The organism is Colwellia chukchiensis (genome assembly GCF_002104455.1).
In the GTDB taxonomy this organism is placed as follows: domain Bacteria; phylum Pseudomonadota; class Gammaproteobacteria; order Enterobacterales; family Alteromonadaceae; genus Cognaticolwellia; species Cognaticolwellia chukchiensis.
Genome location: NZ_NBOC01000004.1, coordinates 91041 through 106236, shown reverse-complemented (window position 1 = coordinate 106236; position 15196 = coordinate 91041). Strand labels below are relative to the sequence as shown.

9 protein-coding genes are annotated in these 15196 nt (G+C 35.7%); 3 read left to right on the top strand and 6 right to left on the bottom strand.

Annotated features, from left to right (window positions below; genetic code table 11):
- Positions 1–71: 71 nt before the first annotated feature.
- The 4 genes from B6K83_RS06960 to B6K83_RS06945 form a co-directional block, all read right to left on the bottom strand.
- Positions 72–2513, bottom strand: a complete 2442-nt coding sequence (locus B6K83_RS06960; protein WP_139175507.1) for a hypothetical protein — start codon at positions 2511–2513, stop codon at positions 72–74.
- 423 nt (positions 2514–2936) lie between these two features.
- The gene (locus B6K83_RS06955; protein ID WP_005492629.1) at positions 2937–3497 is read right to left on the bottom strand and encodes a 3'-5' exonuclease family protein; all 561 of its coding nucleotides are present in this window, start codon (positions 3495–3497) and stop codon (positions 2937–2939) included.
- A gap of 11 nt (positions 3498–3508) precedes the next feature.
- Positions 3509–5827, bottom strand: a complete 2319-nt coding sequence (locus B6K83_RS06950; RefSeq protein ID WP_005492632.1) for an AAA family ATPase — start codon at positions 5825–5827, stop codon at positions 3509–3511.
- A 97-nt stretch (positions 5828–5924) separates the two neighbouring features.
- Positions 5925–9230 carry a serine/threonine-protein kinase gene (locus B6K83_RS06945; RefSeq protein WP_005492633.1) on the bottom strand — a complete coding sequence of 1102 codons (3306 nt, stop codon included), beginning with the start codon at positions 9228–9230 and terminating at the stop codon, positions 5925–5927.
- A 155-nt stretch (positions 9231–9385) separates the two neighbouring features.
- Here B6K83_RS06945 and B6K83_RS06940 point away from each other — a divergent pair, with 155 nt between their 5' ends.
- Genes B6K83_RS06940 through B6K83_RS06930 form a run of 3 tightly spaced genes read left to right on the top strand, consistent with a single transcriptional unit; the run spans position 9386 to position 11572 of the window.
- Positions 9386–10111, top strand: a complete 726-nt coding sequence (locus B6K83_RS06940) for an AAA family ATPase (protein ID WP_005492634.1) — start codon at positions 9386–9388, stop codon at positions 10109–10111.
- Between the two features lie 22 nt (positions 10112–10133).
- Positions 10134–10814, top strand: a complete 681-nt coding sequence (locus B6K83_RS06935) for a hypothetical protein (RefSeq protein WP_005492635.1) — start codon at positions 10134–10136, stop codon at positions 10812–10814.
- A complete protein-coding gene (locus B6K83_RS06930) occupies positions 10811–11572 on the top strand; it encodes a metallophosphoesterase (RefSeq protein WP_085284210.1) in 762 nt (253 codons plus the stop codon). The genes B6K83_RS06935 and B6K83_RS06930 overlap by 4 nt, the downstream gene beginning before the upstream one ends.
- 238 nt (positions 11573–11810) lie before the next feature.
- Here the strand turns inward: B6K83_RS06930 and B6K83_RS06925 are convergent, their stop codons facing one another.
- Both B6K83_RS06925 and B6K83_RS06920 read right to left on the bottom strand, forming a co-directional pair.
- A complete protein-coding gene (locus tag B6K83_RS06925; protein WP_005492639.1) occupies positions 11811–12977 on the bottom strand; it encodes a hypothetical protein in 1167 nt (388 codons plus the stop codon).
- 176 nt (positions 12978–13153) lie between these two features.
- Positions 13154–15133: a DUF2779 domain-containing protein gene (locus tag B6K83_RS06920; protein ID WP_005492640.1), complete on the bottom strand. Its 1980-nt coding sequence runs from the start codon at positions 15131–15133 to the stop codon at positions 13154–13156.
- Positions 15134–15196: the final 63 nt, after the last annotated feature.

Below are 15196 nucleotides of genomic sequence, written 5' to 3'. Positions count from 1 at the left end.
CCACAATGTACTACAAATTAAGAATGCGTCAACTTTTAAGTTTGATCTAGATAGACTTTTTAAGCAATTCGCTAATTGCTTGAATGTAATGCTTTTGAATAATATTTTTGCTCAAAATACTTTTTGGTTAATTCACTCTTATTAGGAAGCAAGAAATAAAAGTCGACAGGTCTATGGCCTAACTTGTCTTTTGAACCTACCCTTATGTAGTCCTGTACCTGACCAAATAAAACATTTAGGATACCCCGAGTTAAATATCCTCTATCTTTATACTCCCCTGCGATATCTGTTGAGCAACCAAGCGCTATAAGTTCATTTCTGACTTTGTAGCCCTCTATTTTTGCTGTTTTTATGTACTGTGCCAGTTTATCGATATCATCAATTTTATAGTTTGCTGTTAGGTTGACTTCATCAACATTGAGAATACTAAAAATGTGTTTAAATATTTTCTGAATAACAACCAATTTAGGATTTTCTATTGGACAAAATCCACCTTGTAATACTCGAATATGCTCAAGATGCCTGCGGCTTTTCCCGCCTTTATCAAATTCTATTAATCGTCTAGCTGAGTCAACGCAATCAAATGTTTTAAGGTTGTAAAATCTCTGCAATTCATAAACTTGAAGTTTAAATTTTTCTTCATTAGTTAGTATTTCAAATGAATTTTTTAAGAAGTCATGCTCCGTCTTGTCGTAGACAGTATTAGCGGCAACATCAATAAACTTGCTTTTGTTTTGATTGAATAATCTTTTAATGAGTTTGCTAATAGCTTCACTATCATCCTTTATGTCTTCTAGGGTGATTTCGTAACCCATTTCTTCAAACAACTGTAATGTTGTAAAAACATAATTTAGTTTCATTCGGCGATTATGGGCGATACGGTCTAGCACCAACTGACAATGTTTATCCTTAAATAAAGCTGAAAGATCGCTTGAACATTGTTCTTCATAGGCTTTATAGGCCAATTCATTGAAAATCAGTTTCTTGTCTGTAGTCGTGAATCGCGACCGTTTATCAAAAGAAATAATTATTTCCTGCGACTTTCTGAAACGCCCAGAACTTTGAACAAGCTGTGTAGGTAGTAAAGTGTGACAAGCAAAGATATTAACGGAATTCACTTTGTTAGTAACAACGCTAATGCCACTCGTAACTACCGGAGAAAATATATGACAAGGCTGCTCTTCTATACGAGTTGTCAAATCATAAAAATAATCCGGTTGGTCTTTTTTTATGAAAACGCTATCCACGACTATAGGTTTAACATTTGTTTGTTCTTTTATGACATTGGCTATAGTATTAAATTTACCGTTATAACTATGTTTTCCGTCACAGAAAGCAATAGCTCTTTCACCAGAATTTAAGCAGTCCACCAATTTACTTAACTGTTTCTGATAAGGGAAAACCGTTAATTTCTTGTTTTGCGTATTAGCTTGATCTGTGTTTTTTACAATAGTAATTGAACGCCCTGATTTTACGATTTGCTGTGCACTAAAATTTGAAAACATGGCATCGGCTATAACCACAGTCTCCGTTTGTAATATCCTCTGCCATTGTTCCATAGCTTCAGAGCAACGATGTAAAGTTTTCGGGTACATTAACTCTGTAGAACAAATAGCCGATTCACACTCCTCAAATTCTTCAATTAAGCACACTTTTGAGTCTTTGCCGTATTTCTGATATTTCCAGTTGGCAGTCGCTGAAATTACGCAAGCGGCTACAGCCTTTAGATCTGAAACGTCTAATTCTTTTTGATGCTGATAATTTCGTTTGTCATTGATGAGTTGGGTGCTTAACGCAATAGTCGGAGTAATGACAATAGGTTTTAGATCAGTTGAAGAAAACTCATTAAAGAGTGGAATGATCACATCTTGACTTTTACCTGCTCCCATATGCTCGTTAAGAACATAAAATCCGGGATTTTTTTTGATATATTCGACTAGCTCATTTTTGTAGCTAAGACATATTTCTTTTACTTGATCTGACAAACGCGGTGAAACTAAGTCTTTGACTTCTCGTTTCTTCTGTTCGAAGAAATCCATAACCATTCTTTTTGCTACATCAGTCGCCTTCTCACCACCTATGTTTAGTGCCTGCGGGGTAGCAGCTAAAATAAGTTTTTCGACTTGTACTTCAGACAGCTGTAATGGAACTTTTTTAATTAATTTATTAAGCAGTTCGTTTAATGATTGAGTAAATAACTTGGGTTCTTTAGATACGGACAGCAATTCTCTTAATACTTGCTCTTTATTCGTATCAACAATCTTATGATCGCGAAAATCATATTCATACCCGTAAACTGAAAGTGTTAAACCATATTGAATTGCTAACTCAGCGCCAAATACGACATCACTTTCACCTACAACCAATACATAATCTATCTCACTTAACGTTTGGCGCTTTAATTGCTCGGCCAAAAACATCGATAAATCTTCACGATAAAAATGTTCTGCTTCGACACTATTTGGTAATACAACACCTGACCTTGCTATACATAAATATTTAACTTGCTTCAAAACACATCTCCAATAATTTGTTATTAATGAAGCTGAAAGTAACTCGTCCCGCGTCAGAGTTTTTTTTCTGTATAAATAACTAAATTAAAACTCTGACGTGATTTAAATGAATTATCCAACTTCAAGTTGCTGTATTTTGAACTGTCGCGACAGGGCACCCATCGTTGGAAAATAATATCAGTTTTAGAATTAGGATTTATCTAAGCAAGATAGGACTATAAAGTGCGTTAGCACTAGGATTCCATAAAATAAATTAATCCCCGCACGGTGTGCGCAATTGCTACTGTTTTTGTGCGTTGTGTTGCCTTATTGCTGGTTTTGGGTTCTTGGTGAGCTTAGTATTAAAAGGTTATAGAAGCGTCGGAGTTTTAATTAGTATATTAATAAACACTTTATAACTCCGACGTGAATGAATTGAACTATTTAGGCAATATGTTCCGTGACTTTGAGCATGTTTTCATGTAATTGCTTAGCGTCATCTTGTGCTCTGTGCGTCTTATTAACTGTATTCTGTAGTTCCGAAAATGATTTTATTAAATGGCATCCGGTACGCTTTTTAAAATCGATTAATTCAATATGACCTATCAGTTTAAAGCTAGGGTTAACATTCGCCTTAGCAAACAGCTGTGTTAACCATGTTCCATCGAATTCAACGACATCACATACGACGACACTATCCCCTAAAACTTCATTTAACATATTAGCCGCAGAGACGACATCAATCCCCTTTCGCAACAACATTTTTTTTGTAATACCGTGCACATGACTTTCTGCGTATTTACACCAAAATCCATTCTCTAACCAATCTGGCTCGGGCTTAATGAGAAATGAGCCTGTGGAATCCTTACTGTACCAACCAACTTCAATTGGGTATCCGTTTTTACTAATGCCAGATGATTCAATATCAATAGTGATCAGTTTTCCAGTCACATCAAAATTTGACGAGTTTAAGTTGCCATAAAATCTAGGATCAAAAATTTTCATAACAGCCACCTTTAATGAATAAAGCCAATAGGATTTGACTGGTTATTCATAATTGATACAAAGTCATGAATGCTCAAGCAAATAGTTCTAGGATTGTTTACATCATAGCGCTGAATGGCTTTTCTAATCGCAGATTCAATAATTTGCTTCGCTTGCCTTGGTACAACGCCTAGATAATGGTGCTGGCATTTTTCAGGAATTTCACTGGATAGAATATCTTGAAGACCACGTTCTTGAATATGTTTTTGGTATATATTCTGGCCAATGATTTTCATTTGCTCTGGCGAAGGTTTCTCTACTGTAAAAGAAACGATTCTGGATTTTAAAGCAGGTGTTAAGTTCTCGATATTGTTTGTTGTTGTAAAAATAATAAAGCCTGAAAAATCAACTTCCACATCTAAATAATTCTCCAATAAGCTCTTTCGTTGTTCTGATTCAAAAAAGCCAAGCAACGTTGGCACTAAATTACGCTCGCCGGAATTTTTAACTTGGCAGAGTTCATCAATCAAAAAACATTGATTATAAGTTTCACCGTCAAGCAACATTGCCTTAGCGAAAGCTCCAATAGAAGCGTTATTCCAAGTACGATGCGCACCAATTAACTCAAATTTATCCCCCATTGATGTGACCGGCAGAGAGGTAGATTCAAGTTCAAATAATTTAGCAAACTCCAAGACAAATTGTGATTTTCCACACCCCGGCTCGCCATCAAGATTGATTACGGGCAAATTGATCGGTTTTGATGTTAGAAACGCTTCTGTCATGACCCCTCTTAAATATTCAACAATATGAGCGCAATTTGGAAAACTAGTCGCTAGGTCGTTTAATCGAACTATAAAGTCAGACGGAACTTTAACTATGCGTTTTTTATTGCCTTTAGCTTGGATCTGATTAAAAATTTTTTCGTCATGCTCTTTTAATCCCAACATAATATTTGTCATTAGATCATCGTGATTATAGACTTCGATTGTCTCTGGCTCAGAGCATTCTTCATCGGGGTATAGTACTGGTTCTTGTGTTACGGGAACTCGCTCCAAAGATTCATCTGAAATGCCATGAAATTTCATGATTTCATTTTCTAATGCCGAAAAGTTTACGTCATCAATAAACGCTTTTATACGCTCACACTCACCAATAATCTTATCTTGGAAATCCAGTGCTTCAATCTCAGTGACTTCAATCGTGTTATCGAATTTCTGGTAATTTATCTGACGATCTTTTGCTTTTAAGAAGTCGTTAAAATTGTTCATCGATACATCATTGCGACAAAAACAAGTCGCACAATAAATTAGTTTCTCGGTTACGTCGTCAATTAATTCTTCCCAAACTTGCCAGCTATAGTCATTCAACCTATGGAAGTTAAATGGTATTTTGGATTCCTCTAAGTCTATCGGTACCGATTCTTGTTTAAGCTTGTATGCTTTAGCACCGACACAAATCGCCTTAACTATTTTATTTAAATACTTGAAACCCACTTCATGAAAACTTGGCTTAGTTTTATATAAATCAAAGACTCGATTGGCGGTTTCGTTTTCAAAAATGGACAAAAACCTAAATTGCTCGAATGGCTCTAACACCTTTAATGCAGCAACAACCCATTCATCCCTTACTGATGAAATTCCAAGTCTCCTAACTTCTTCAGGCATCATGTATAAAAATTCAAGGACTTTTTCTTGGTAGGTTTTCAAAGTAAAAGTGTAAGGATCTGAACCATATAAATCTGGCTTTAACAAATATTGTTTCAACTCAAATGCTATCAATGTTAAGGTTGAATGCGTGTCTTTATTTATCCCCATTTGCTTTTGCGATAACTGCTTAATCGTCTTAATTCGGCTAGCTGGTAAACATTCTAACAACAAATCAGTGTTGTCTTGAAAGCCGATAAGGTCTGCTAATGCCGAATCAGGAATTGAGGGTAAGACATTTTTTAAATTTTCGTACCCATATTCCGCTAGATCTCGTATGTCAGAGAATGATCTACAATTTAAACCTACCGCTAGCTTTTGTCCTCGCGATAATAAAATGTTTTTGGACTTTCGAAGTGCTTTCTTTAATTTACTGACTTCTAACTTACAACTTGAAGGTGTCGCAGTTGTTAAATTTCGTTTGTATTTATCTTTTAACGAATAGACATCGTTAACATCGCATAACAGTAGATATCGGATAACAGTCTTATTGCTAACGTAAGCCAGACAGGTGTCGAGATCTAAATTTGGGAAATTTGAGAGTGCATGCCTAATTACAACAGGGTGATAGTTTCTAATAAAGTCTAATGACGTTATTTCTTTATCTAATTTAATCGTGATCTTGTTTGATGAAGTATTTTGCATAAATAATCCTCTGTATTAATAGGATTATTTAACCACTTCACCATTACGCACCCACCGTTGGAAACTGTATAATACATCCGATTATCATATTTTGACACTAAGCAACTAGATCGATAGTTTTGGCATGCTCAATAGCATCTAACAATCGATGGAACTGCTTATCAATATATACGCCGTCATTATAGATACATAATCTGGCGGGTGAACCATCATGCAACTGAACAATAACATCAGTAAAAAGGTAATCCATTCCAACAGAATTGAATTTGCAAATTACTTTTTGAATTCGCGGATCATCAACAGAGTAAACTTCTGGTATGCTTTGTAAATAAGGTTTAGTTAACAGGCGGCCATTGATAAAAAGCTGTGGTTTTAACACAACTTCATTATTAACATGACTTGCCGAGGCGTCTAGTAAGACGTAACTAGCTACACTTAATTGTTCAACCGTTTCGATGGTTTCAAGTGGTTTATTATTACTTTGCTCTGCTAATTTTATTAAAGCATGATCTAAATAGTTACTGTTAAACTTTACACCTTTGCTCTTTTTACAACTTTGTTGTTGAACTTGATAACTAAGCTCTTGGTTTAAAGCTGAAGTCAGCAGCCCTTTGAGCAGAGTTTCTATCAAACTTTTAACTCTTTGTTCCGAAGCAAATCCTTTGTAAACATTTGCGTGAAGCGCATTTAGGAATTGATTTGCCTTACTACCAATTCCATTAATCATAAAGTATTCTTTTTCAGCTTCTTCAGGCTTACCGTTATCTAAGTTGTACTTTTGCCACTCAGCATCAGAAAAGTGCCAGCCTTGTTCAAGTAAATAATGGCTAGCTAGTATCAATTTAAACAAAGTACCGTGGTTAGCGTTATGCTTCTCAGCTTTCTGAGTAACAATGCTTTCTATTTCATCTGCTGTGCTTTCGTTTTGCTGCTGTTCATTACTCCCAAATAGAAATGGGTCTTTGATTTCATCAGCCTCCGCAACTCCCGTAAAATCAATCTCTAAGATAAATAATAACAGTAAAGTTAAAGCATATATATCAGAGGACTTTTGGAGCGGTTTTCCAATCAATACATCCGGGTTTAACCATTCCAGTGAGCCTGAGCTTGCTTTAGACAAATGTTCATAACTCGCTGAACCAAAATCGATCAACTTAGCGACGCCTTCATTGGTGACGATAATGTTTTCTGGCTTTAAATCCCCGTGGATAAGATTGTTTGCATGAGCCGCTGCTACACCATTACAAATTTGTTGAAATAACGTAATTTTTTGATCATTGCTCAGAGTGTTGTTGGCCAAATACTTGTCCAGAGTCATTGCACCAAAATGGTATTCAGTGACTAAACCATAAACATCAGCATTTATATGCCTTGAAAAAATGGACTTTTCAACACTAATAAAATCATAGACCTGAATAATATTTTCATGTTTAAGAGTAGCAAGTATTCTGGCTTCTCGTTTAAACACTTCTGGGTGAGTGAACTCTGAAGTGGCATTGAGCTTAATAGCAACCTCACGGTATAGATTATTATCCGCGGCTTTAACTACATAACCATTACCACCTGAGCCGAGTTTATTAATAACTTTGTAACGGCCATTTAAACGTTTATCCATATTAATTAACGCAAGTGAATTATTTCGACTGGTCACGACTTTATGCTTTTCTAAAGGGTCAATGCTATTGCAAAAAACAGTATTAAATCGTTTATACACTTTGGGACTAGCGCCACCAACTTGTGACACTATTCGATTCCAGCGAGTGCGTTGCATTTTAAAGCCGTCCTCACTTTTATCCGTTTTAGGAAAAGTTTGAAATGCATCAATAATTGTCTCTGTCACAAAGATATTTTTATCTTGTCCTTGAAAAACTGAATTCCACCAATATTCGAAATAACTATCATCATGCGTAACGGCTTGTTCTAAAGATAATTTGTCAACGTTACTTAAATTTAACTGGCTAGCTAGTTGCTGAGTAATAGCCTCTATGTTTCGATTGTCGAAAATATCATCACCACCATGGCTCTCAACCCAATTAACAAAATCTTCATTTATTTTGCCAGACAAGCTGTCTTGAATTCTTTTCGAGCGAATATTGTCTTCTGATAAGTTCTTGAATTGCGCCTTATTACTTTTTAGTTCACTGAGCTTAAATATGAGCTGGTTCTTTTGCACAAAATATCTAAACCGAGCTTCTAACCAATCCTCTAGTGCAAAGCCATTGCAAGTATATTCATTACGCTCCAACAAATATAAAATCCAGACTTTAGCCACTTTAAATGTTCCCGCTTTAAATGAGTTAAAGTTATGCTCAATTTTGTTAAAAATGTAGTCAAAACCGGATTTTACTTGAGTATATTCCAATAGATTTATCAGTGATGATAAATACAATGCACGACGTGCAATCAGATCAACATTTACAATAGTATTTGGGTTGAGTGTGAGTACACTGTATAGCTGAACGTTGATTAGCTGAGTAAACTCAGCTTCGAATTGTGTTTTATTAGCAGTGAAGCTCTGGCTATTCACTATTTGAGCTGGCAAACAAGTGAGGCACGCATTAAGGATTTCAGTATATGGCTTATTTTGAGAATTGCCATCGTTAAGTAATTGGTTAATTTTATCTTTTAGGTTAATAACGCTAGTTAAATTCAGTAAGTCTGCGTAAGACACCTGTTTCAAAATTTGGCACTCGCTACTACTTAGCCAACCTTCAATTTTATTTCTTTGCTGTGACGTTAAATCTCTGTGATGATAAAACAATAGTGCTTTAGGTAATAATACTACTTTGGAAAAGTTTAAAGTATCAAGAAAGCTAAATATTAACTGCCGTATTTGAGTCTCAAATACCAGTTCATCTGTTGTTAAGTCTCGTACTTTGTTACTGGTTTTAGCACTTGAGTAAGATGCAATACTTGATAGCTTCATACACTCATGAACAAAGGTTAAATCTATTGTGTTGGTTACATTGACAGCCGTAAGTTTATGATCTCCTTTGGCATTATTAACAATGATAGAAATAATTAGCTCAGCAGTGGTTTTGTCTTGCTTTAGGTTTTTATTAAGTTCGTTGATAAATTTATTGAATTGAAATCGCTTATCAAGCTTTTCACGCATAAGGTGATCGATAAACTTAATAACCTGCTCAGCTAACTCTTTTGAATATGATGTTTGATTTGCTTCAAGAGATTGAAGTAACAGCGCAGTAAATAACTCAACACCTTTTGATCGATCCCTTTTGTAGTCTCTGCTATCTGTTTTGTGACTTAATTCAGCCTGAGTAATGGATATCCAAACGTCTTTTAAAATTTGCGCTTGAACAATGGAAATTGATTCGCCGCTTTCATGTAAATACCCCTTCTGCCAGTTCTCATATTCATACGCGATTCTAGCTAATTCATTCATAAAAGCGACTCCATAATTTAAGTTATCAACTTATCATATTTTTACGTTTTTGTCTTTATAAACAATGAGTAAATATAAATTTAATTTTCCAACGACGGGTGTATCAGCTACCAAAGGTAAGCTACTAATTAGAAACTTAAAGAGGAAATTTATAAATGACTAAACAACAAGTAACAGTTCTAATTGGGCCGGCATGCACAGGTAAATCTACCTTTGTTCAACGGAGTAAGTTTGATTATGTCGTATCTTCGGATGACATCGTAGAAAAAATAATTAACGACCATAATTTAACTTACAGAGAGTTCTTTGAACTCGAATTCAACCACCCTATCCGCCGCGAGCAAAGATCATTGTTTTTTAAGTCGGTTCAAGAGTCAAAAAAATATAAAAACATTGTTTGGGATCTTACCAACCTTACTAAAGCAAATCGGCAAAAGATTTTTAAACATTACCCTAACGCTGAATTTCATGCGATTGAGTTTGTATTTAAAAACAAGGAATACTTCATTTTAAAAACGTGTCGCGAGCGTTATCAAGAAACAGGTAAATTTATTCCTGAAGATACTCTTAAAGCCATGTTTGATAAATATGAACCAGTATCAAGACTTGAAGGTTTTGACACAATTTCACGAGAAGAAGCGTTACCTGCTTCCGTTTTGATTTTAGACGATGAAGATTTTGATATTCATGCCCCACACCTCAATGCAGCAGAACATGTGAAGTCGTTAAAGGAATTTCTTGATTCTTATTTTCCCTACATCAGTGACTTGGATGGTTATGACGACGTGTTTAAAGAAAATGAGTATTCAATTCTTTGTGCCGTTCACGATTTGTCCGCATTAACTATGAAACACCACAACCTCTATGTTGTATTGATGTAATAAGGTTTGACTAGGAGTCAGGATGAAATACAACAGAGAAATTAATCAGCTAGAAAACGCAGGGGCTGCCGCTGGAAACATAATCGGTGCAGTGGCAATTAATGGCTTCATGGGTCTATCAATCGCTGGAAAGTTATTTGTTGCTGCTGTCATGCTATTAACAGGTTTAGGTGCTGATCCAGTTCTTTTAGTTGGATCAGGCCTTACACTTTTCTTTGCTCTAGCCCTAGTACCTAATTTATTAGGTTTAGCGATTATTATCTCTGGTGTTTATTGGGCTGCTTCGCACTGGGATTGGCCAAGCTGGTTGGCACTTGCGCTATACTTTTTACTTATATTGACTGCCTCATCTATGCATTTGTTGGGAGAAATAGACGACAATGGTGATTTGCAAAAATCACCGGATATTATAGCCACTACTCAATTCTTGAGTAGCATTTCTCTATTGGCCTTGGGAACGGCATATTATTGGGAGTTTAATGTCTTCAACCTTGAGGTGCATGGCTACCATTTTGCTCTTTGGTTTGTGACAGCTGTGTTTGCCCAAATAACCTCTGAGGCAACATTATCTGATAGAAAGCTTGCAAATGTATTTAATTACCTATTTTCATTACTTGCAACCTATTGGTTTACAGCAATATTTACACTAGATCCTCTTCTTATTAATAGCACAGCAGAACTAATTAAAGGAATTATACTATGAAGTTGTCATTATTTTCAGACATTCATAATGAATTTGAGGTTTGGACCCCACCTAAAATTGACGCAGACGTGGTCATTTTAGCGGGTGATATACACTCAAAACACCATGGCATACAGTGGGCTAAAGATTTCTTTGAGTTGCCGGTAGTCTACATTCCGGGGAATCATGAATATTATGGTTCAAATATCCAATCGATTAATAGAAAACTAAAAGAACAATCTAAAAACTCAAATGTTCATGTATTAATCAACGATAGTGTCGAAATAGATGGCGTTACATTTATTGGCTCTACCTTATGGACCGATTTCAAACTCTTTGGTGAGTCGAAGAAACAAGAATGCATATTTGATGCGGGTGCTAAAATGAATGACTTTCAGCACATTACAATAAATGATAACGGTAAATACAAAAAACTTAAGGTATCTGATACCATCGCATTTTTTAATAATTCAATAAATTACATAGAAAACGAATTAAAAAATAGCAATACAGGTAGAAATATCGTGATTACGCATCACGCTCCTTCTCCTCAATCAACGCCAACACAATACCAAAGCGACCTACTTTCGGCCGCATTCTCTTCTAATTTAGAAGAGTTTATTAAAAAATATACAGATAGAATTGATATATGGGCACATGGTCACACTCATCACAATGTAAACTATCAAATTGCTGATACGAGAATAATTTCAAATCAACGCGGTTACTCCAGTCTAGAAAACTATAATTTCGATTGTGGTTACGTTGTTGAGATTTGATTTAGTAACTGCTAATTGAATAAAAATTAGATAGATTGTGAATACAGAAATCCAGTACGTATCTTCTTCATCAAATAACCTGCTAAAAGTGCAATAAAAGTATTAATTTTTTTAGACATGTCGTTAACCTCGATTTGTAAAACCAATACAGAACAATAAAAAAAATGGGACAAACATTGTCCCAACTTGAATTTACTCATTTTATAAATTGCGTTATTGCATGGGGGAATCCTAATATTTAAGCTGCCTTTTTGGCCCTATAGGTTACTTTTCCTAAGCCGGAAGGGGGAGTGTCAATTATTTCAAGAGTAACTCCAGATTGGTAGAAGAACGTTGGCTTTTTTAGAGCGCTACATATTGCAGTTAAGTCGCCACCTAGCTCCTTTTTAATGTCACTGGAAGTAAACTCAATAGATGCTCGTGTTTTTAATCCTTCCTTAATGAGTTGTAACGCAAATGTTCTAACTAAATCTGCTGTTACTTTTGAATCTTTAGAGCTTGAGCGAGTACTATAGTTCTCTACCTTGTCTTTACTTTCATCTTTGGGTTTTAATTCAGGAAAATCATATCCGATCATAAATAGTGCACACTCAATATCTCGTATTAACGTAGCCTTATCACCTTTCAAGCTAGTTTGATTTTCAAGTGCCTCAGCCAAAAGCCAGTTGGCCTTTAAGTTATCTCTAGTATGAACATTGCCAGCTGAAAGAATTGAGAATTTAAAATTATTTACTGACGGGTTACGAATTTGTTTGCCTCTCGCAGAGCCATAATGAAAGCTTAATAATTTACTTTGTGCATTACCTGTTTTTTTATAAAAATTCGTTTCTAGGTATCCCAGCGCCCCGCCTACTCGACCATCATAAATAATAAAACTCGAACAGATTAGCGAATATATTTTTGTAAACCCTGCATTCATGATTACATCAATGGATTCACCATTAACAGATACTTTATATTTATCATTACAAGTAGTATCTGGACCATTAAACAGTCTTATGCAACATGCTAGATACTCTGGAAGTATAGAGCCTAAAGATAATATTTTATCTTCATTCTGATAGAGGACGCCTCCCCAATCTAAAATCATTAAACAATAATTTTGGCATGCTTTAAGATCTCCATTGCCTATAGCTGAAACCAAACCTTTGCTAAAGCTTTCTAAGCAAGTTTTATTATCATGTAACGATTTGCCAGTTTTAACTTCGTTAATAAATCGATCTGTATACCTAAATGGCCATTCATATTTATATAATGCATCTAGAAAAGAATCGAAATATATGTCTTTTTTTTCATCATACCAATAATACTCATGCTTAAAATACTCGTTCCCATCAATTAAATTAGACAGGTAAGATGTAAACTCTTTTACCACAGGTTGATTTAAGTACTCTTTTTTATTCATTATTACTTCCTGCCAACTTGTGTTGGCTAACTAATCTATTTGTCTGCATAGTACAAAGCTAATAGGACATACAATGTCCCATACTATACACATCTAACTAGTTGGTAAACGTTACTGTAGTGGTCAACTAATATTGGCCACGGTTTTATAGTTAAGCCAGTATCTTCTTTCTGACTCTATTTGTTTTCATTAATCATCTCCCTCCAAGCCTCTTGGATCATCACCATAGCCAAAGTATCTAGCTCACAGTACATCAATAGTCCGCGTTCAAGTTCCTTTCTTTCATAATCAGACATTTCAGTGAACTGGAGCCTTGCATATGCAGTTAAAGCCAAACCGCCATTATTCAGTTCATCAGATTCTGATAGTAGCTCTATGTCATGCTCAGACGCTTCTGCAAACATTTTTGGCAGTGATTTGTATGGGTCTTTCACTTTTCCGTTGTCATCAAGTTCAATCCAAGCTTTATTTTTAAAGTTTAAGCTAGGCAACTCATGAGTCCCATAAATAGGTTGTTCGTATTTTTCTTGTAAAAATTTAGAACTATTTAAAATCGCAGGTAGTACTGCCTTAATAGAGTTTGAGCCACCTGTGGCAGGGTCATAATAATATTTCTTTACCAGCTCCCATTGATCGACCATGTTTCTGTCACCCAACCAATTGTCTTTGCTATTGTTGGAAGACTTAGTGATTGACTTAATAAAGTCACAAAGCTTGTCCTTATCTAATTCAGCAGACAACTTTAATTGCTGATAAACCATATTAAGATAAGCATTCTCGTGGTTTGAGTACCTAAAGATGGTGCCGTTGTCTTTTTCTAATTGAGCTTTTAGCTCTCTTACAAAATTAAAGTTTGGGAACTCACCAACCTGAGAACTAAGAAATTCACCTGCATGCTCCACACGACCGTCTTCATGTAATATGTGGTGGGAAAACTGGAACGCTATGCCTTCGTATGGCGACATTCCTTTATAAAAAGGAATGGCAACGGCACAAGTTTCAAAGTCAATAAAGTGAAGAGGGTAAGTCCAAGAGGCCATTTCATTTCGCATGCTATCGACATCAACATACACACTTGAATCATTTTCTTGTACTTTCTCTATTTGAAGCCACTGCCTTTCTTTTAATGTAAGTGCAGGTGTTGATGACTCTTCGTAGTTGATGTCTTCTGGAGAAAGGTCTTTTAGCTTTACTTTGCCATTTTCGATACAGCGGTTTGAACTTCTAAAGTTTGAGATACTTAATACCGTAGGCTCATTAAAGTCTTCATCACTCCAATGAAGTTGCTCTTTCCAGCATTCCTTAAAGCCACTTTTAAAGCCATTCGCTTCATCTTCTTCCGAGCATTTGAACTCACAACTTTTGCACTTTGAGCCGATGACTGGCATCACCTTTTCATCGTTAGAATACTGCTCTGCTAGTACTTCGATATTAGGGATGAAGCCTTCTACTGGCATACCAGTTTGCAATTCGGTTTCATAAGCAATTTGAACTGCTTTGTCGGTATTGACCTTTTTGAGAATTTTTACTGATAAATCCGAGGCAGATAACGAATGAGAAACAGACACACCGCGTCTGTTTCTGTCATCACGAGTTAATTTAAACTTCTGATTTAAACCATCAACTGGACAAGGCATGTCTTTATCCACAACCATTAAATAGCTGCTAACTAGCGCACCGGGTATGGCCTGTTTTAAAACGTATTTTTGAAACGCCACATCAAAAATGTATGGTTTCCACTTTGAGTCTAACTTTCCAGACTTATTCAGAAAGTCTTTATCTTTTTTAGCAGAGTATGACTTGGCTTTAACTTCAATAAGCTGATACTCATTGCCTTGCTTAACTAAAATATCGACACGAACAAATAAGTTGCCAAAGCGAATGGCTGGCTCAAAAATGACGACGTTTTCTTGCTTTAATAGCTCATTAGTTTGCTGAATCGACTCTTCATAATCTAAAGAAGTTATGTCATGACCGTCTGGGTAATAGCACTTAGCTAATTCACCCACCTGAAAACCGCCATCAGCTAATGAGGCAAGAAAAGGGTCATCAAGCTTGTTATCCAAGTATTCTTTTTTGCCCGTATAAAACAGTTTAGTTGGACACTCAGTAGCTAACTTAAATCGTGATTTGGTCAAATACCTTGGTTGGCTCATTTTTATACTTCCTTAAATCAAGTCTTTCCATAAGTGTACTTTTAGCTTAGGACACGCAACGTC